General features: G+C 73.0%; 16 protein-coding genes and 2 tRNA genes. 6 read left to right on the plus strand and 12 right to left on the minus strand.

Annotated elements, in window-relative coordinates; genetic code table 11:
- Positions 1-46: 46 nt before the first annotated feature.
- Genes BLT72_RS15475 through BLT72_RS15490 form a run of 4 tightly spaced genes read right to left on the minus strand, consistent with a single transcriptional unit; the run spans position 47 to position 3,618 of the window.
- Positions 47-1,282 (minus strand): NAD(P)/FAD-dependent oxidoreductase, encoded by a 1,236-nt coding sequence (locus BLT72_RS15475; protein ID WP_091413947.1) that lies wholly within the window; start codon positions 1,280-1,282, stop codon positions 47-49.
- A gap of 24 nt (positions 1,283-1,306) precedes the next feature.
- Positions 1,307-1,738: a nucleoside-diphosphate kinase gene (gene ndk / locus BLT72_RS15480; RefSeq protein ID WP_091413948.1), complete on the minus strand. Its 432-nt coding sequence runs from the start codon at positions 1,736-1,738 to the stop codon at positions 1,307-1,309.
- A 60-nt stretch (positions 1,739-1,798) separates the two neighbouring features.
- Positions 1,799-2,149 (minus strand): DUF4233 domain-containing protein, encoded by a 351-nt coding sequence (locus BLT72_RS15485; protein WP_231930085.1) that lies wholly within the window; start codon positions 2,147-2,149, stop codon positions 1,799-1,801.
- The gene (locus tag BLT72_RS15490; protein WP_091413950.1) at positions 2,146-3,618 is read right to left on the minus strand and encodes a bifunctional folylpolyglutamate synthase/dihydrofolate synthase; all 1,473 of its coding nucleotides are present in this window, start codon (positions 3,616-3,618) and stop codon (positions 2,146-2,148) included. The genes BLT72_RS15485 and BLT72_RS15490 overlap by 4 nt, the downstream gene beginning before the upstream one ends.
- 146 nt (positions 3,619-3,764) lie before the next feature.
- Here BLT72_RS15490 and valS point away from each other — a divergent pair, with 146 nt between their 5' ends.
- Positions 3,765-6,353, plus strand: coding sequence for a valine--tRNA ligase (valS, locus tag BLT72_RS15495; protein ID WP_091413951.1), 2,589 nt, complete (start codon positions 3,765-3,767; stop codon positions 6,351-6,353).
- A 59-nt stretch (positions 6,354-6,412) separates the two neighbouring features.
- Positions 6,413-7,270: an NAD(P)H-binding protein gene (locus tag BLT72_RS15500; RefSeq protein WP_091413952.1), complete on the plus strand. Its 858-nt coding sequence runs from the start codon at positions 6,413-6,415 to the stop codon at positions 7,268-7,270.
- Between the two features lie 82 nt (positions 7,271-7,352).
- On the opposite strand, the gene BLT72_RS15505 is transcribed toward BLT72_RS15500, so the two are convergent.
- Both BLT72_RS15505 and BLT72_RS15510 read right to left on the minus strand, forming a co-directional pair.
- Entirely contained in the window at positions 7,353-8,309 is a 957-nt protein-coding gene (locus tag BLT72_RS15505) for an aldo/keto reductase (protein ID WP_172826090.1), read from the minus strand.
- A gap of 32 nt (positions 8,310-8,341) precedes the next feature.
- Positions 8,342-9,379, minus strand: a complete 1,038-nt coding sequence (locus BLT72_RS15510) for an NADPH:quinone reductase (protein WP_091413953.1) — start codon at positions 9,377-9,379, stop codon at positions 8,342-8,344.
- Positions 9,380-9,496: 117 nt separating this feature from the next.
- Here BLT72_RS15510 and BLT72_RS15515 point away from each other — a divergent pair, with 117 nt between their 5' ends.
- Positions 9,497-9,955, plus strand: a complete 459-nt coding sequence (locus BLT72_RS15515; RefSeq protein ID WP_091413954.1) for an SRPBCC family protein — start codon at positions 9,497-9,499, stop codon at positions 9,953-9,955.
- A gap of 97 nt (positions 9,956-10,052) precedes the next feature.
- Positions 10,053-10,577 (plus strand): mismatch-specific DNA-glycosylase, encoded by a 525-nt coding sequence (locus BLT72_RS15520; protein ID WP_091413955.1) that lies wholly within the window; start codon positions 10,053-10,055, stop codon positions 10,575-10,577.
- Between the two features lie 91 nt (positions 10,578-10,668).
- On the opposite strand, the gene clpX is transcribed toward BLT72_RS15520, so the two are convergent.
- The 4 genes from clpX to tig form a co-directional block, all read right to left on the minus strand.
- The gene (gene clpX / locus BLT72_RS15525; protein ID WP_091413956.1) at positions 10,669-11,958 is read right to left on the minus strand and encodes an ATP-dependent Clp protease ATP-binding subunit ClpX; all 1,290 of its coding nucleotides are present in this window, start codon (positions 11,956-11,958) and stop codon (positions 10,669-10,671) included.
- Positions 11,959-12,076: 118 nt separating this feature from the next.
- Positions 12,077-12,736: an ATP-dependent Clp protease proteolytic subunit gene (locus BLT72_RS15530; protein WP_280949224.1), complete on the minus strand. Its 660-nt coding sequence runs from the start codon at positions 12,734-12,736 to the stop codon at positions 12,077-12,079.
- Between the two features lie 10 nt (positions 12,737-12,746).
- Positions 12,747-13,352, minus strand: coding sequence for a ClpP family protease (locus tag BLT72_RS15535; RefSeq protein ID WP_091417609.1), 606 nt, complete (start codon positions 13,350-13,352; stop codon positions 12,747-12,749).
- Positions 13,353-14,640: 1,288 nt separating this feature from the next.
- Positions 14,641-16,089: a trigger factor gene (tig, locus tag BLT72_RS15540; protein ID WP_091413958.1), complete on the minus strand. Its 1,449-nt coding sequence runs from the start codon at positions 16,087-16,089 to the stop codon at positions 14,641-14,643.
- 183 nt (positions 16,090-16,272) lie between these two features.
- Here tig and BLT72_RS15545 point away from each other — a divergent pair.
- Positions 16,273-16,348, plus strand: a tRNA-Pro gene (locus BLT72_RS15545).
- Between the two features lie 77 nt (positions 16,349-16,425).
- Positions 16,426-16,496, plus strand: a tRNA-Gly gene (locus tag BLT72_RS15550).
- An 11-nt stretch (positions 16,497-16,507) separates the two neighbouring features.
- On the opposite strand, the gene BLT72_RS15555 is transcribed toward BLT72_RS15550, so the two are convergent.
- Positions 16,508-17,749 carry an MFS transporter gene (locus BLT72_RS15555; RefSeq protein WP_091413959.1) on the minus strand — a complete coding sequence of 414 codons (1,242 nt, stop codon included), beginning with the start codon at positions 17,747-17,749 and terminating at the stop codon, positions 16,508-16,510.
- 7 nt (positions 17,750-17,756) lie between these two features.
- Positions 17,757-18,380 carry a DUF2238 domain-containing protein gene (locus BLT72_RS15560; RefSeq protein WP_091413960.1) on the minus strand — a complete coding sequence of 208 codons (624 nt, stop codon included), beginning with the start codon at positions 18,378-18,380 and terminating at the stop codon, positions 17,757-17,759.
- Positions 18,381-18,443: the final 63 nt, after the last annotated feature.

Genomic DNA, 18,443 nt, shown 5'->3' on the forward strand with positions numbered 1-18,443 from the left:
TGGTGGGCTCGAAGCCTACCGGCTCGGGGCGGCGCTGCCCTCGGCGTCAGCGCTCGGCGAGACCCGCCAGGACGGCCGTCGCGGCCCGCCGCCCGGACACCAGCGCCCCCTGGATCGACGCCGTGTCGCGGTGGTCACCGGCCAGGTGCACGCCGCCCGGGGTGGTCACCGGTCGCCGGACGGCGAGCGGCGGCGGCTGCTCCGGGAGCGCGCCTGGCACCACCGAGGTGCTCACCAGCTCCCAGCGGGCGGCGTCGACCCCGTAGATCAACGCGGCGTGCCGGCGGGCGTCCCGCTCGGCCGCGGCCGAGCCGTCGTCGCCCAGCACGGTGGTGGCCACCAGGGGGCGGCCCGGCGGTCCGTAGGCGGGCGCGACGTTCGTCATCACCGCGGTGTTGAGCACCGGGCCGCGACGCTCGGCGTCCAGGTGCAGCAGCCGGGCGCCGGTCGGCGGCTCGGGGGCGGTGTGCCAGAAGGTGGTCAGCGCCTTCATCGCCGGGGCACGGACGCCGGTCAGCCGCTCGGCCGTCGGCGGGTCCGTGGCCACGACGACCGCGCGGGCGCCGAGCGTGCCGGCGTCGGTGTGCACCGCACGGGCGTCGACCTGCCGGACCGCCTCGCCCAGCCGGACGGTGCCGGCCGGCAGCCGGTCGGCGACGGCGGCGGGCAGCCGGCCCATCCCGAGGGCCGGCACGGCCGGGGAGCCCAGGACGAAGGAGCGGAGCAGCAGGGCGACGAAGTTCGCCGAGGTCCTGCCGTCGCGCTCGGCCAGCACCCCGGCCAGGAACGGCTCGACGACGCCCGAGCGGAGCGGGCCGTGGACGCGGGCGCGGTCGAGCGACTCCGACAGGGTCAGGTCCGGCCGGCGCACCAGCCGCCGGACGGGCAGCAGGGACGTCGCCGCCCAGCGGGCGAACAGCACCTTGTCGAGGAGGCTGCCCAGCGGCGCGGTGAGCGTCGCCCAGGCGAGCCCCGGCTCCCGCCGCGGGTCGGCCAGCACGGCGGGGCCGTGCGTCGTCGCCGCCACCACGCCGGCCCGGAAGGTGCGGAGGTCCAGCGCGGCGACGTCGAGCACCCGCGGCAGCACCGGGTAGGCCGGGTTCAGCAGCTGGAAGCCGCGGTCGCAGCGGAAGCCGTCGACGACGTCGGTGCGGACCCGCCCGCCGACCCCGTCGGAGGCCTCGAGGACCAGCACGTCCACACCGGCCTCGACCAGCCGCTGCGCGCAGGCCAGCCCGGCCAGCCCGGCGCCGACCACGACGACCGGGTCGGAGGCCCTCACCGCGCGCTCACCCGTCGTGCCGGGTCAGCCGAGCTCGGGGAACCAGAGCGCGATCTCGCGCGCCGCCGACTCCGGGGAGTCCGAGCCGTGCACGAGGTTCTCGCGGTTGGACAGCGAGAGGTCGCCACGGATGGTGCCGGGGGCGGCCTTGCGGCCGTCGGTGGCGCCGTTGAGGCTGCGGACGACCTCGATCGCCTCGTCGCCCTCGAGGACCAGGGCCACCGACGGCCCGGACGTGATGAAGCGGCGCAGCGGCGGGTAGAACGGCCGGTCGAGGTGCTCGGCGTAGTGCTCGTCGGCCAGCTCCTCGGTGACCTGGCGCATCGAGAGGGCGACGACGGACAGCCCCTTCGCCTCGAAGCGGCTGAGCACGGCCCCGACCAGCCCGCGGCGGACCGCGTCGGGCTTGATCAGGACGAAGGAGCGCTGGGTGGGGACCTCGGCGACGGCAGTCATGGGCTGCACCCTAGCGGGACGGGCCGCGGGTCGACTCCGTGCCCGGATCCCGTCGAACGGTCAGGCCGCGCGCGCCCGGCCCTGCTCGTCGAGGCGCCGGCCCAGCACGAAGGTGATCACCCACAGGGCGAGGAACAGCCCGCCGACGACGAACATCGCCGGGGTCAGCAGCCCCAGCGCGAGGCCGACGACCTGGGTCAGCCAGCCCAGCGGGTAGCCGGCCGGGCGGCGCACCAGCCCGGCGGAGACCAGGGCCAGCAGGGCGGCCCCGCCGGCGCACAGGCCGGCGGTCAGCGGCCGCACGTCGGAGATGAGGATCATCACCGGGACCGCCAGCCCGAACAAGATGAACTCGAAGACGAGGACGGACAGCAGCACCACGCCCATCGGGTTCTTCGGGCTGAGCCTCACCGCGAGCCCGCCCCGGGGAGGAAGCCGTCGTACGGGTCCACGCCCTCGTCGTCCTCGTCGTCCTCGGCCGTGTCGTCCCAGTCGTCGTCGAGGTCGGACGCCGGCGTCGGCACCGTCGGTGGTGCATCGGTGACCAGCAGCGCGCGCGCCTCGCCCACCAGCACCACCGAGCCGGTGACGACGACGCCGGGCGTCCCGGCACCCTCGCCCTCGGCGCGCCCCAGGGCCACCTCGAGGGCGTCGTCGAGCCGTGGCGCGACGGTGACCCGCTCGGCCCCGAACACCTCGGCGGCGACCTCGCCCAGCTCGTCGGCCGGCATCCCGCGGCTGGTCGAGGCGACCGTGGTGACGACGACCTCGTTCATGACCTCCTCGAAGACCTCGAGCAGGCCGCGGACGTCCTTGTCGGCCATCACGGCGATCACGCCGACGAGCGGGTTGAAGCCGAACGCCTCGGTGAGGGCGGCAGCGGTGGCGCGGGCGCCGTGCGGGTTGTGGGCCGCGTCCAGCACGACGGCGGGACCACGGCGCACGACCTCGAGCCGGCCGGGGACGACGACCTGCGCGAAGCCCTCGCGGACGACGTCGGGGTTCACGGCCTTGAGGCCGAGGAAGGCCTCGACGGCGGCGAGGGCCTGCGCGGCGTTGGCCGCCTGGTGGGCGCCGTGCAGCGGGAGGAAGACGTCGTCGACGGGTCCCTCGGCGCCGTTCAGCCGCACCACCTGCCCGCCGACGGCGAGCTGGCGGCCGAGCACCCCGAAGTCGAGCCCCTCGCGCTGGGCGAGGGCGCCCACCTCGGCGCAGCGGGCCAGCAGGACCGCGGCCGCGTCGGGCGACTGCCCGGCCAGGATCGCCTGGGCCCCGGGCTTGATGATGCCGGCCTTCTCGGTCGCGATCTCGGTCACCGTCTCGCCCAGCAGGCGGGTGTGGTCGAGGTCGATCGGGGTGATCACCGCGACGTCGCCGTCGGCGACGTTGGTGGCGTCCCAGGTGCCGCCGAGGCCCACCTCGATGACGGCGACGTCGACGGGGGCGTCGGCGAACGCGGCGAAGGCCATGCAGGTGATGATCTCGAAGAAGGTCATGGGGACGCCGTCGAGGAGCTGCTCGTCGACCAGGGCGACGAGCGGCTCGATCTCGCGCCAGACGGCGTCGAACCGCTCGTCGGAGATGGCCTCGCCGTCGATGGCGATCCGCTCGTTGACGGCCGTGACGTGCGGGCTGGTGAAGCGGCCCGTGCGCAGCCCGGTGGCGCGGAGCAGCGACTCGATCATCGCCGTGGTGCTGCCCTTGCCGTTGGTGCCGGTGACGTGGATGACCCGGAAGGCGTGCTGCGGGTCCCCGAGCAGGCCGGTGAGCGCCTGCACCCGGCCGAGGCTGGGCGCGACCCGGTGCTCGGGCCAGCGGCGGGTGAGGGCCGCGACGATCTCGGCGTGGGTCTGCGGCGCGGCGTTCTGGGGCATCGACATGGCCCCACGAGTCTAGGGCCCGCCACCGCGGGGACCTGTGGCGCTCCGGCCACCGCGGCGGCGCAGGGGGCGACGGCCCGGGCCGCACCGGCCCGCGCCCGAAAGGCGTGCGGGCGGTACCGCCGGGTTCTCCTAGGATCAGCACCATGACCCAGACCGCTGACCCCCGTACCGACGCGAGCCCCCGCGGCAGCGCCCGGGTACCGGAGAAGCCGGCCCTGGAGGGCCTGGAGGACCGCTGGGTGGAGCAGTGGCGGACTGACAGCACCTACGCCTTCGTCCGTCCCACGTCGCGCGCCGAGGTGTTCAGCATCGACACCCCGCCCCCCACGGTGTCCGGCTCGCTGCACGTCGGCCACGTGTTCTCCTACACCCACACCGACCTGGTGGCCCGCTACCAGCGGATGACCGGCAAGCACGTGTTCTACCCCATCGGCTGGGACGACAACGGGCTGCCGACCGAGCGCCGGGTGCAGAACTACTTCGGCGTGCGCTGCGACCCCTCGGTCCCCTACGACCCGGACTTCAGCCCGCCCGAGAAGCCAGACGCCAAGCGCCAGGTGCCGGTGAGCCGGCGCAACTTCGTCGAGCTGTGCCACGAGCTCACCCACGTCGACGAGCGCAGCTTCGAGGACCTGTGGCGTCGCGTGGGGCTGAGCGTCGACTGGTCCTCGCTCTACACGACCATCTCCGACGACTCGGTGGCCGTGGCGCAGAAGGCGTTCCTGCGCAACGTCGCCCGCGACGAGGCCTACATGTCCGAGGCCCCGACGCTGTGGGACGTGACCTTCCAGACCGCGGTCGCCCAGGCCGAGCTGGAGGCCCGCGACTACCCGGGCGCCTACCACCGGGTCGCCTTCCACGCCGGGGGCGGGCCCGTCCACGTCGAGACCACGCGGCCGGAGCTGATCCCGGCCTGCGTGGCCCTGATCGCCCACCCGGACGACGAGCGCTACGCGCACCTGTTCGGCCAGACCGTCACCTCGCCGGTCTACGGCGTCGAGCTGCCGGTGCTGGCGCACCCCGCCGCCGAGATCGACAAGGGCTCGGGCCTGGTCATGTGCTGCACGTTCGGCGACCTGACCGACGTCACCTGGTGGCGGGAGCTGCAGCTGCCGGCCCGGGTGATCATCGGCCGCGACGGCCGGATCCTGCGGGACAAGCCCGCGTGGCTGCCCGAGACGGTGGACTGGGAGGAGCTGGCCGGCAAGACGACCTTCTCGGCCCGCGAGGCCGTCGTGGCCGCCCTGCGCGCCGCCGGCGACCTGGTCGGGGAGCCGAAGCCGACGCAGCGGAAGGCGAGCTTCTACGAGAAGGGCGACAAGCCGCTGGAGATCGTGTCGACCCGGCAGTGGTACATCCGCAACGGCGGGCGCGACGCCGAGCTCAAGGCGACGATGCTGGAGCGCGGCGACGAGCTGGCCTGGGTCCCGCAGCACATGAAGTACCGCTACGACAACTGGGTCGGCGGGCTGAACGGCGACTGGCTCATCTCGCGGCAGCGCTTCTTCGGGGTGCCGTTCCCGGTCTGGTACGCCCTCGACGCGGACGGCGAGCCCGACTACGCGCACCCGCTGGTGCCCGAGGAGGCCCAGCTCCCGGTCGACCCCAGCTCCGACGTGCCGGCCGGCTACACCGCCGAGCAGCGGGGGGTCGCCGGCGGGTTCATGGCCGACCCCGACGTCATGGACACCTGGGCGACGTCCTCGCTCAGCCCGCAGATCGTCTGCGGCTGGGAGCGGGACGCGGAGCTGTTCGAGCTCACCTTCCCGATGGACCTCAACACCCACGCGCACGAGATCATCCGGACCTGGCTGTTCTCGCGCGTGGTCCGCGCCCACTTCGAGAACCACTCGCTGCCCTGGCGGCGGTCGATGATCTCGGGCTTCGTCATGGACCCGGACCGCAAGAAGATGAGCAAGTCCCAGGGCAACGTGGTGGTGCCGACCGACATCCTGCAGCGCTACGGCTCCGACGCCGTGCGCTGGCGGGCCGCCAAGGCCCGGCCGGGCCTGGACTCCCCGTTCGACGAGCGGGAGATGAAGGTGGGGCGCCGGCTCGCGACCAAGGTGCTCAACGCGTCGAGGTTCGTGCTGGGGATCAGCAGCGACCCCGACCTGGCCGCCGTCACCGAGCCGGTCGACCGGGCGGTGCTGGCCGCGCTGGCCGACGTGGTGGGGGCGGCGACCCGGGCCTTCGACGCCTTCGACTACACCGGCGCGCTGGAGGTCAGCGAGCAGTTCTTCTGGCAGTTCTGCGACGACTACCTCGAGCTGGTGAAGGAGCGGGCCTACGGCGACCCCACCGACCCCGCCGTCCGCTCGGCGCAGGCCGCGCTGGCCCTGGCGCTCGACGTCATGCTCCGGCTGCTGGCGCCGATCATGCCGTTCGCGACCGAGGAGGTGTGGTCGTGGTGGAAGGACGGCTCCATCCACACGGCCAGCTGGCCCACCCGGTCCGAGCTGGCGGTGGACGGCGACCCGGCCGTGCTGACGGCGGTCTCGAGCGCGCTCGTGGAGATCCGGGGTGCCAAGTCGCAGGCGAAGGTGTCCATGCGCACCGACGTCGCGGCGGCCGAGTTCTCGGGACCGTCGGACGCCCTGGCACGGCTGCAGGCGGTCGAGGCGGACCTGCGGGCCGTCGGCCGGATCAGCGGTCCGGTCCGCTGGGTGGAGGGGGCCGGCGCGCTGGCCGTCCGGGTGACGCTGGCGGAGGACGACCGGCCGGCGGAATAACGCCCGCCGTCTGCCGGTTGGCGGTCAGTATAAGTTTCAACTGACCGAGGAGCCCGCCCATGCCCACCACCGCCGTCACCGGAGCCACCGGCCACCTCGGCCGCCTCGTCGTCGCGTCCCTGCGCGCCCAGGGCGCCGACGTCGTCGCCCTGGTCCGCGACCCCGCCAAGGCGGCCGAGGTGCTGGGTCGAGACGTCGAGACCCGGGTGGCGTCCTACGACGACCGGGCGGCGCTGGAGGCCGCTCTGGCGGGCGTCGACGTCCTGGTGCTGGTCTCGGGCAGCGAGGTGGGCCAGCGCGTGCGCCAGCACACCACCGTCGTCGAGGCGGCCCGCGCCGCCGGCGTCGCGCGGGTGGTCTACACCAGCGCCCCGCACGCCGACACCACGCCGCTGGTCCTCGCCCCGGAGCACAAGGCGACCGAGGAGGTCATCGTCGGCTCCGGGCTGGCCTTCACCATCCTGCGGAACAACTGGTACCACGAGAACTACGCGGATCAGGTCAGCCAGGCGGCGGAGTCGGGGGTGCTGCTGGGCAGTGCGCACGGCGGCCGGACCGCCAGCGCCGCCCGGCAGGACTACGCCGAGGCGGCTGCCGCCGTCGCCCTGGGCGCCGGGCACGACGACCGGGTGTACGAGCTGGCCGGGGACGTCGCCTGGACGAGGCCGGAGCTCGCCGCGGCGATCACCGAGGTGACCGGGAGCCCGGTCGAGTACCGCGACCTCAGCACCGACGAGCACGTCGCCGCCCTCACCGCGGCCGGGCTGGACGAGGCCACCGCGGGCTTCGTCGCCGCCCTCGACGCGAACACCGCCGAGGGGACGCTGGCCGACACCAGCACCGGCGACCTGCGCCGGCTCATCGGCCGGCCGACGACCCCGCTGGTCGACGGGCTCCGGGCCGCGACCGCCGCCTGAGCCCTCTCCGCACCACGGGCTCCTGAGCCGGCCGGAGGGCCGGGGACGGGCTCACGGGGACGACCGCCGGTCGCGCTGACCGTCAGCCCTCCGCCCAGACCGCCTCGGCGATCGGCCGGTTCATCCGCTCGACCGCCGCGGCCACCTCCGCCGCTGAGCGCAGGCCCACCACCACCGCGGCGGTGGCGGGGTGCCGCAGCGGGAACTGCAGGGCCAGGTCGGGCAGCGCGACGCCGTGCTGCTCGGCGCGGTCCGCCCAGCGGCGGGCGTCGGCCAGCACCTCCGCCGGCGCCGGGCCGTAGTCGAAGGTCGCGTCGTCGGCGGGCCGGGCCGAGGCCAGCAGCCCGGAGTTGTAGGCCGCCGCCGCCAGCACGGACACGCCGCGCTCCGCCGCCGCGGTCATCAGGGGCTCGGCGCTGCGGTCGACGAGGGTCCAGCGGCCGGCGACCATGACGACGTCGACCGCGCTCTCGAGGACGAAGCGGCGCAGCGCCTGCCACTGGTTCATGCCGACGCCGACCGCCCCGATGACGCCCTGGTCGCGCAGCGCGGCCAGGGCGGGGACGGCCTCGCCGAGGGCCTGGTCGAGGGCGTCGTCGGGGTCGTGCACCAGGACGACGTCGGCCCGGTCCAGCCCGAGCCGTTCCAGGCTGGCCTCCAGGCTCCGCCGGACGCCGTCGGCGGAGTAGTCCCGCACCCGCGCCAGGGTGTCCGGGACGGCGAACTGGTGCTCCCGGTCCGACCCGGTGGGGTGCGGGTTGGGCACGAGCAGGCGGCCCACCTTGGTGGAGACGACGAACTGGTCCCGCGGCCGGCCGGCCAGCGCCGCCCCGAGGCGTCGCTCGGACAGCCCGAGCCCGTAGTGCGGGGCGGTGTCGAAGTAGCGGATCCCCGCGCCCCAGGCGGCGTCGACCGCGGCGCGGGCGTCCTCGTCGGTGACGGGCGCGTAGAGGTTGCCGAGGGCCGCGGCGCCGAATCCCAGCGGGGTCACCCGCACGCCCGTCCGCCCCAACCGCTCCCGCCCCTGGTGATCGACCACGGACGGCAGCGTAGGGGCAGCGGCGCCGGAGATCAGCCCGCGACGTCGATGAGCACCTTGCCGACCGTGTCGGCCTCGACGGCGGCGTGGGCCTCCGCCGTCTGCTCCAGCGGGAACCGGGTGAGCGGCAGCCCGAACTCCTCGCCGACGGGCAGGGCGCCGTCGCGCAGGGCGGCGGTGATGTCCTCCGCGGCCACGGCCAGGGCGTCCTCGCCGACGGTGTAGAGCAGCAGGCCCTGGTAGCGGATGTTCTTCGCGAAGTGCGGGACGACGTCCAGGGTGACCCCGTCGCCGTTGTTGTTGGCGTAGTAGGCCACCGTCCCGTGGTTGGCCAGGACGGCGAGGTTGAGTGCCGCGTTGGGCCCGGGCGCCACCTCGACGACGATGTCCACCCCGTCGGGGGCCACCGCCTGGATCTCGGCGACGGCGTCCCCGGTCCGGTAGTTGACGACGTGGTGGGCACCGGCCGCGGTGGCCAGCGCCGCCTTGGCGTCGCTGCTGATGGTGGTGACGACGGTGGCGCCGGCCCAGCGGGCCAGCTGGATCGCGGCGTGCCCGACGGCGCCCGCTCCCCCGGCGACCAGGACGACCTTGCCGTCGAGCGCCCCAGGAGCGAGCCGCGACGGACCCTGCTCGGAGACGGTCAGCGCCCGGTGGGCGGTCATCGCCGGGACGCCGAGCGAGGCGCCGACGTCGAGCGAGACGCCCTCCGGCAGCGCGACGACGTGCTCGACCGGCAGGACGACGTACTCCTGGGCGGTGCCGGTCGCGCGCTGGTGCTGGGACAGGAACGTCCAGACCGGGTCACCGACCTCGAGCAGCGGGGCCAGGTCGGCGGCCTCCGCGCCGATGGCGTCGACGGTGCCGGCCCCGTCCTGGTTCGGGGTGACCTCGGGGAACGGCAGCTCCTGGCCGGGACCGCCGCCGACCCGGGACTTCCAGTCGGTCGGGTTGACGCCGGACACGGCGATCTTGACCCGGACCTCGGAGGGCCCGGGCTCGGGCAGCTCCCGGTCGACGAGGTCGAGGACGGACGGGGTACCTGTGGTGGTGTAGACGATGGCCTTCATGTCGGGTGCAACCCCGGCGGGGGTCGGTCCTCTTCCCGACCGTCCAGCAGGTGGATGGGTCGTGCACGACAGGCCCCGGTGCACCGGCGTCCCCGGGCACGGGCCAGACTGGCCGGTATGACGACGACGCAGACGGCCACGCGCACCATCAACGCCCCGGCGGCGCAGATCTTCGAGCTGCTCAGCAACCCCGGGCGGCACACGGAGTTCGACGGCTCCGGCTTCATCCGCTCGGCGGTGAAGCCGCAGCGGATCAGCGCCGTGGGCGACACCTTCCGGATGAACATGGAGGGCGACCACATGGGCGGGGAGTACCAGGTGGACAACCACGTCACCGGCTTCCAGCCCAACACGCTGATCGCCTGGAAGACCGCCCCGGCGGGCACCGAGCCCCCCGGGTGGGAGTGGCTCTACGAGCTCAAGGCCGACGGCTCGGACCAGACCGAGGTGTCGCTGACCTACGACTGGACCCACGTCACGGACAAGGACCTGCTGAAGAAGATCGGCTTCCCGCTGGTGAGCGCCGACGCGATGGAGTCCTCCCTCGCCTCGCTCGCCTCGGCCGTCAACGGCTGACGCCAGCGGAACTGCGGGAGGACGACGGCCGACGGCCCGTCCTCGGCTGTCGTCCTCCTGCACCCCGCGGACCTCGACCGTGGCCGCACCTGACCCGATGAGCACCGCCCCCGACCGCTCCCTGCTGCGCCCGGGGCTCCGGGTGCTGGTCGCGGGCACCACCGGCCGCGGCCGCCGTCCCGCCCGGTACTACGCGGGACCGGGCAACCAGTTCTGGGCCCTCGCCCACGACAGCGGTCTGGTCACCGAGCGTCTCTCCCCGGACCGGGCCGAGCGCCTGCTGGACCACGGGGTCGGCCTGACCGACCTGGTGATCGAGCGGGTGGAGATCGCCGGTCGCGAGCCGGAGATGGCGGTCCACCGCGCACCCTTCGACGCCGCCGTCCGGGCCGCCGGCCCCCGGGTGGTCGCGTTCGTCAGCAAGACGGCGGCCACCTGGTACGCCCGCGGCGCGGACGAGCGGCTCCCCCGGGGCTACGGCGAGCTGGGCTGGGCCGTAGCCGGCGTGCCCGCCTTCGTGCTCCCCGGACCCTCGGGCGCCAACAACGCCATGGCGGCCTCGCGGACCGCCCTGTGGGCCGACCTCGTCGACTTCCTCGAGCACCTCGAGGGCGGGACCTGAACCAGCACCGGCCCCGCCCGGCGCGCCGCCGCGGGTGCGGGGACGTGCCGGCCGGGGCCGGTGACCGACCAGGTCGTCAGGGCAGCTGCGCTCAGGCGGACTTCTCGCGGCGCTCGCGCTTGGCGAGCTTCTCCCGCGGGACCAGCGTCGGCAGGGCGGCGTCCTTGACGACCTCGGCGGTGATGATCACCTGGGCGACGTCGTCACTGCTCGGGACGTCGTACATGACGTTGAGCAGGACCTCCTCGAGGATGGCCCGGAGGCCGCGGGCGCCGGTCCCGCGCAGCAGCGCGAGGTCGGCGATCGCCTCGATGGCGTCCTCGCTGAACTCCAGCTCGACGCCGTCCAGCTCGAAGAGCTTCTTGAACTGCTTGACCAGCGCGTTCTTCGGCTCGACGAGGATCCGGACCAGCGCGTCGTGGTCCAGCGGGCTGACCGACGCGATCATCGGCAGCCGGCCGATGAACTCCGGGATCAGGCCGAACTTGACCAGGTCCTCGGGCCGGACGTCCTCGAAGGGGTCCTCGGACTCGGGCCGGCGGGTGGCCGAGTCGTTGTTGAACCCCAGCGGCCGCTTGCCGACCCGGCTGGAGATGATGTGGTCCAGCCCCGAGAACGCACCGCCGACGATGAACAGCACGTTGGTCGTGTCGATCTGGATGAAGTCCTGGTGCGGGTGCTTGCGGCCCCCCTGCGGCGGCACGCTGGCCGAGGTGCCCTCGAGGATCTTGAGCAGCGCCTGCTGGACGCCCTCGCCCGAGACGTCCCGGGTGATCGACGGGTTCTCGCTCTTGCGGGCGATCTTGTCGACCTCGTCGATGTAGATGATGCCGGTCTCGGCCTTCTTCACGTCGAAGTCCGCCGCCTGGATCAGCTTGAGCAGGATGTTCTCGACGTCCTCGCCGACGTAGCCGGCCTCGGTCAGCGCCGTCGCGTCGGCGATGGCGAAGGGCACGTTGAGCATCTTGGCCAGGGTCTGCGCCAGGTAGGTCTTGCCGCAGCCCGTCGGGCCGATCAGCAGGATGTTGGACTTGCCGAGCTCGACGCCGTCGTCCTCGACGCGACGGGCGGGGTTGGCCGCCTGCGCCTGGACGCGCTTGTAGTGGTTGTAGACAGCCACGGCGAGCGCCTTCTTCGCGCCGCCCTGGCCGATCACGTAGCCGTCGAGGAAGGCCCGGATCGCGTGCGGCTTCGGCAGCTCCTCCAGCAGGCCCACCTCGGTGCCCTCGGAGAACTCCTCCTCGATGATCTCGTTGCAGAGATCGATGCACTCGTCGCAGATGTAGACACCTGGACCGGCGATGAGCTTCTTGACCTGCTTCTGGCTCTTCCCGCAGAAGGAGCACTTGAGCAGGTCACCGCTCTCTCCGATGCGCGCCACGGTGCTTCCTTTCCTCGGTGCTGCCCGGCAACCCGCGGGTCGGCCGGAGGAGTCAGGTTAACCCGACCCGACGACGTTGTGGAGGACCTCGTCGCCGGGCGCGGGACCCGGCCTGGGCTCAGGCGTCGACGGCCTTGAGGGACGTCAGGATCTCGTCGATGATGCCGTACTCGAGGGCCTGCTCGGCCGTCAGGTACTTGTCCCGCTCGATGTCCTTGCTGACCTCGGCGGTGCTCTTGCCGGTGTCGGTGGCCAGCATGTCCTCCATGAGGGACCGGATGCGCAGGATCTCTCGCGCCTGGATCTCGATGTCGGAGGACTGGCCGTAGCCACCCTCGGTGGCCGGCTGGTGGATCAGGATCCGGCTGTTCGGCAGGGCGAGCCGCTTGCCCTTGGTGCCGGCGGCCAGGATCACCGCGGCGGCCGAGGCGGCCTGCCCGAGGCAGACGGTGCGCACGTCGGGCTTGATGTAGCGCATCGTGTCGTAGATCGCCGTCAGTGCGGTGAACGAGCCGCCCGGGGAGTTGATGTAGATCTCGATGTCGCGGTCGGCGTCCATCTGCTGCAGGCACAGCAGCTGGGCCATCACCGCGTTCGCGATCTCGTCCGAGATCGGGGTGCCGAGGAAGATGATGCGGTCCTCGAACAGCTTGGTGTAGGGGTCGATGCGCCGCATCCCGTAGGACGTGCGCTCCTCCCACTGCGGGATGTAGTAGTCCATGGTCGGCGCGAACGGCTGACCCTCGGCACGGGGCGCGCCGAATGATGCGTTGCTCATCGCACGCTCCTTACTGGTTGGGGGCTTGGGAGGACGGGATCTGCGCGGCCGAGGCGTAGACGTGGTCGATCTGGCCGTACTTCAGCGCGTCCTCGGCGGTGAACCAGCGGTCGCGGTCGGAGTCGGCCTCGATCTGCTCCAGCGTCTGGCCGGTGTGCTCGGCGATCAGCTTCTGCATGACCGTCTTGATGTGCAGCGACTGCTCGGCCTGGATCCGGATGTCGCTCGCCGTACCGCCGAGGCCGCCGGAGGGCTGGTGCATCATGATCCGGCTGTGCGGCAGGGCGTAGCGCTTGCCCTTGGTCCCGGCGCACAGCAGGAACTGACCCATCGACGCCGCCAGACCCATGGCCACGGTCGCGACGTCGTTCGAGATCCAGTTCATGGTGTCGTAGATCGCCATGCCCGAGTCGACCGAACCACCCGGGGAGTTGATGTAGAGGTAGATGTCGCGGTGCGGGTCCTCGGCGTTCAGCAGCAGCATCTGCGCGCAGATCGCGTTGGCGTTCTCGTCGCGGACCTCGGAGCCGAGGAAGATGATGCGGTTCTGCAGCAGCGCCTGGTACACGTTGTCGTCGAGGCCGATGCCGTTGCGGCTGGCTGCTCGGGGCTGGATGACGCCCGCCTGCCCTGGGTACTCGGAGTGTGCGTTCACGTCGACGAACCTACCGCGCAGCACGGACAACCCGGGGTGCCCGCCGCTGTTGTTCGCTGTCGGCGCAGCGTGCCGCGGCCCGCGCGCAGGGCCGGGGAGGGCGGGCGTGGCTCTCCCCCTGATCGGAGCCACGGCCGCGCCGTCCGCCTCGACGTCGGTGCGGACGGGCCTCCCCCTGACCTGGTCCGTCCTGCACCTGCGCCGTTCCTCGGCCCTCGGTGGCGCTCCCCCTGATCTGCGCTCCTGCGGGCCTCTCGCCGGGGATCCCCCTCGTCCACCGGCAAGAAGAACGATGCCGGTCCGACCTCGGCGGGGGCTGTGGCCGACGTCGGCCCCGGCTCAGGATCTGCGCAGGCTTGTGCGGCCACCCTCAGGTCACCCCGACACCGCGTGCACGGACCGGGTCAAGGCCCGATCCGCGTCCGAGCGGAGCCAGGACAGGAAGCACAGACGGCCGGGGCACACGGATCGGGCGCCGCTGCCGAGAGGAGGAGGGTGTGGACACGCTTTTCGTTCACGTCCGACGACGTCGACAGGGGTCACAGCCCGATCCGCCCCCGAGCGGAGCCAGGACAGGAAGCACAGACGGCCGGGGCACACGGATCGGGCGCCGCTGTCGAGAGGAGGAGGGTGTGGACACGCTTTTCGTTCACGTCCGACGACGTCGACAGGGGTCACAGCCCGATCCGCCCCCGAGCGGAGCCAGGACAGGAAGCACAGACGGCCGGGGCACACGGATCGGGCGCCGCTGCCGAGAGGAGGAGGGTGTGAACACGCTTTTCGTTCACGTCCGACGACGTCGACAGGGGTCACAGCCCGGTCCGCCCCCGAGCGGAGCCAGGACAGGAAGCACAGACGGCCGGGGCACACGGAGCGGGCGCCGCTGTCGAGAGGAGGAGGGTGTGGACACGCTTTTCGTTCACGTCCGACGACGTCGACAGGGGTCACAGCCCGATCCGCCCCCGAGCGGAGCCAGGACAGGAAGCACAGACGGCCGGGGCACACGGAGCGGGCGCCGCTGTCGAGAGGAGGAGCGCGTGAACACGCTTTTCGTTCACGCACGACGACGTCGACAGCGGTTACAGCCCGATCCGCGTCCGAGCGGAGCGAGGACAGAAAGCACAGCGGAGCGAGGACAGAAAGCACAGCGGAGCGAGGACCAACAGCACAGCGGAGCGAGGACCAACAGCACAGAGCCCCCGTCCGTTGCCGGACGGGGGCTCTGCGGTGCTGCGCGTGGAGCGGGGGGTCAGGCCTGGGCCTGCTCCTCCTCGGCGACGGGGGCGTCCTCGACGTCGGTGCTGCCGGCCGTCCCGTCGAGCACCTCGCCCTCGACGACCTCGGTCTCCTCGCCGGGCTCGGCGATGGTGCCGTCCTCCCGGAGGTTGGCCAGCTCGACGGGGGCGCCGTTGCTGTCGGTGACCGTGGCCGACTCGACGATCAGCGCGAGCGCCTTGCCGCGACGGATCTCCGTCATGTACTCGTCGATGTGGTGCGGGTGCTCCTGCAGGTGGTCGGCGACCTGCTGCGGCGGCACGTTGTCCTGCTGCGCCTTGCGGATGATGTGCTGCGTCAGGTCGTTCTGGTCCACGCTGACCGCGCGCTCCTCGGCGACCTTGTCCAGGATCATCTGCGCCTTGAGCGCCTGCGTGGAGCGGGTGTCGACGTCGGCCCAGAACTCGTCCTCCGTCTGCCCCTCCTCCGCCTCGCTCAGGTACTGCTCGAGGCTGAGCTGCGCCTGCGCGAGCTGGGCGGTGATCTGCTGCTTCCGCGCGTCGGTCTCCGAGGCCAGGATGTTCTCCGGCACGTCGATCTCCAGCTGGGAGATGAGCTCCTCGAGGACGGCGTCGCGAGCGCGGCCGGCCTGGTCGAGGCGGGCCATCGCCGTCAGCCGGTCGGCGATGCTGGCGCGCAGCTCGCCGATGGTGTCGAACTCCGAGGCCTGCTGGGCCAGCTCGTCGTCCGCCTCCGGCAGCTCCTGGGCCTGCACCTTGGTGACCGTCACCTCGATGTCGGCCTGCTCGTCCTTGAGGGGACCGCCGACGAGGGTGGAGGTGAAGGTCGTCGACTCCCCGGCGGACAGGCCGGTGACGGCCTCGTCCAGGCCGTCGAGCATCTGGCCGGAGCCGACGGTGTACTCGAGGTCCTCGGCGGTGGCGTCGGGCAGCGCCTCGCCGTTCTGGGTGGCGACCAGGTTGATGGTGAGGATGTCGCCGTCGGCGGCCGCGCGCTCGACGGTCTCGCGCGAGCCGAAGCGGCCGCGGAGCACGTCGATCTGCTCGTCGACCTGGGCGTCGGGCACCTCGAGGGCGTCGACGGTCGCGGTCAGCGTGGCGAAGTCGGGGAGGTCGAACTCGGGCCGCACGTCCACCTCGGCGGTGAACTCGATCAGGTCACCGTCCTCGAGCTTGGTGACCTCGACCTCGGGCTGGGTCAGCGGGGCGAGCTGGTTCTCCGCCACCGCCGCGCCGTAGAAGCGCATCCAGGAGTCGTTGAACGCCTCCTGGATCACCGCGCCGCGCCCGAAGCGCTGGTCGATGACCATCGGGGGCACCTTGCCGCGGCGGAAGCCGGGGATGCTGATGGTCTTGGCGATCTCGGCGTACGCCTTGTCCATGCTGGGCTTGAGATCGGTGAACGGCACCTCGACGGTGATCTTGACCCGCGTGGGGCTCAGCTGCTCGACAGTGCTGGGCACTCTTGTCACTCCTGGATTGGGGTTTCGTCCCAGGGCGTCGTCAGACAGCGCCCCGAGTCACGGCTCGTCTAGAGCAACGGTCATCCTACTTCCGGGCGGCCGGACCGGCCAAAACCAGGATTGGTCGACCCCCGCGGGTGCCCTACACTCAGGCCTCGACGCCGTCTCCCCGACGGTCGTCACCGGGGCGTAGCGTAGTGGCTAGCGCGTCTGCTTTGGGAGCAGAAGATCGCAGGTTCGAGTCCTGTCGCCCCGACCAGGACCGTGCGGCCCCGGCCTCCGCGGATGTGCTCGGGGGCGGGCCGGTGTGGTTGGATGACCGGGTTCGTCAGCCCCGCGGGTGTAGCTCAATGGTAGAGCCCCAGTCTTCCAAACTGGCTACGCGAGTTCGATTCTCGTCACCCGCTCTCCGCCGGTCTCAGCCGGCCAGCACCGCCGCCCGCGCCACCCGCCGGGTGTGCAGGGTCAGGGCGGCCCAGGCCGCCAGGGCGAGCACCAGCAGCCCGCAGCAGACCAGCCCGACGCGCGCCATCCCGCCGGCCGCGTAGGCCGCCGGGCCGAGGAACGCCCCGGTCGAGCCACCGAGGAAGACGAAGAACATGAAGACGGTGTTGGCCTGGGCCGCCCGCCCCGGGTCCACCGCCAGCACCCGGTTCTGGTGCGCCGACTGGTGCAGCTGGCTGGCCGCCGTCGCGGCGAACATGCTGAGGGCGAAGGGCACCAGCCGGTCCGCGTCGACGACGACCGCGGCCATGGCGACCAGCATCACCGCCAGCGCCCCGCCGGCGACGGGCAGTGTGCCGAAGCGGTCCACCAGGCGGCCCGCCAACGGCGTGGTGAGCCCGGCCGCGAGGCCGACCAGGCCGAAGAGCCCGGCGGTCCGGACGCTCCAGCCGTACGGTTCCGCGGTCAGGTGCAGCACCATGACCGTCCAGGCCGAGTTGAAGGTCGCGAAGACGAAGAACTGCAGCAGCGCGGACTGGCTCAGCTCCGGGCTGCGGCGGACCAGCGCGAGCGTGTCGAGCAGCAGCCGCGGGTAGGGGGTGCCGGCCTCGGCCGGGACGGGCGCGTCCCGCAGCGCCCGCCGGGTGAAGGGCACGGTGGCGAGCACCAGCAGGGCGAAGCCGACCGTGACCCAGCGCCAGCCGAAGGCCTCGACGACCAGGCTGGCGGCGATCCGGCCGCCGAAGATCCCGACCGACAACGAGCCGACGATGGTGGCCGTGGTGGTGCCGCGACGCGCGACGGGGGCCAGCCGGCCCGCGGCCGGGATGATCACCTGCGCGATGTTGGCCACCAGGCCGACGACGGCGAAACCGGCGGCGACCGCGGCGACCGTGGGCAGCACGGCCGAGAGCGCCAGGGCGGCCGCCAGCAGCAGCGACTGCACCGTGACCTGACGGCGGGGGTGCACCCGGTCGGCCAGCGGCACCAGCAGCAGGATGCCCAGCGCGTAGCCCGCCTGGACGGCCGTGGCGACCAGGCCGGCGGCCCCCGGGCTGACGCCGAGGTCGCCCGCCACGTCGGTCAGCAGCGACTGCGGGATGTAGATGACGCTGACGGCCACCGCGGCCGCGACGGCGAGGGCGGCCAGCCGCGGCGTCCAGGAGGGCTCCGCCGTCGTCGCGCCGGCGGTCTGCTCGGCTGCTCGCTGGGTCACGTCCCCCTCAAGTCGGACGGGCGCCGGCAGATTCCCGCACCGGCGCGGCGGCCTCGGCGCGCGGCCGGGTCCAGGCGACCACCAGCCCGGCCACCAGCGCCCCGAGCGAGCCGAGGCTCAGGTCCCCGAGGGTGTCGGTGTAGGCGGTCTGCAGCTCCGGGGAGGTGCGCAGGAAGGTGGCGTACTCCCCCAGCTCCCAGAGCAGCGCGGCCGCCATCCCGAAGGCCAGCCCGGCCAGCACCACCAGCCCGCGGGGGACCCCGCGCGGCGCCCAGGCCAGCAGGACACCGCCGGTCAGCAGCGCCCAGTTGAGGAAGTGCATGCCGTCGTCCCACCAGCTCACGGAGTCGAACAGGTCGAGCCGGTTGCCGAGGGTGTCCAGCAGCCAGGGCAGGCTGACGAGGAGGTCAGCGGACCAGGGGAAGCCGGGCCGGCCGGTGCGCGCCGCCCGGCGACGTCCCCACGCCCACCACCACAGCGGGACGGCGAGCAGCCCCAGCGGGTACACGACCAGCCGTGCGGTGCCCGCCTTCTCCTTGACCCCGGACAGGTCGGGGACGAGCAGGGCCGAGACCAGCAGGAGCACGAGCGCGACCTTCACCAGGAGGTCGAGGATCGGGAGCCGGCGCACGTCCCCATCGTGGCAGGGCCGGCTCGCGGGCGCCCCCGGCGCGCCCCGGCCGCCCGCTCGGTC

This window comes from Friedmanniella luteola (genome assembly GCF_900105065.1).
In the GTDB taxonomy this organism is placed as follows: Bacteria; Actinomycetota; Actinomycetes; order Propionibacteriales; family Propionibacteriaceae; genus Microlunatus; species Microlunatus luteolus.

What these genes read in the sequence shown, in the direction of transcription:
- ndk (WP_091413948.1), bottom strand. Translation starts at nt 1,738, where the DNA reads ATGACTGCCGTCGCCGAGGTCCCCACCCAGCGCTCCTTCGTCCTGATC.
- BLT72_RS15490 (WP_091413950.1), bottom strand. Translation starts at nt 3,618, where the DNA reads ATGTCGATGCCCCAGAACGCCGCGCCGCAGACCCACGCCGAGATCGTC.
- valS (WP_091413951.1), top strand. Translation starts at nt 3,765, where the DNA reads ATGACCCAGACCGCTGACCCCCGTACCGACGCGAGCCCCCGCGGCAGC.
- BLT72_RS15500 (WP_091413952.1), top strand. Translation starts at nt 6,413, where the DNA reads ATGCCCACCACCGCCGTCACCGGAGCCACCGGCCACCTCGGCCGCCTC.
- BLT72_RS15510 (WP_091413953.1), bottom strand. Translation starts at nt 9,379, where the DNA reads ATGAAGGCCATCGTCTACACCACCACAGGTACCCCGTCCGTCCTCGAC.
- BLT72_RS15515 (WP_091413954.1), top strand. Translation starts at nt 9,497, where the DNA reads ATGACGACGACGCAGACGGCCACGCGCACCATCAACGCCCCGGCGGCG.
- BLT72_RS15520 (WP_091413955.1), top strand. Translation starts at nt 10,053, where the DNA reads ATGAGCACCGCCCCCGACCGCTCCCTGCTGCGCCCGGGGCTCCGGGTG.
- BLT72_RS15530 (WP_280949224.1), bottom strand. Translation starts at nt 12,736, where the DNA reads ATGAGCAACGCATCATTCGGCGCGCCCCGTGCCGAGGGTCAGCCGTTC.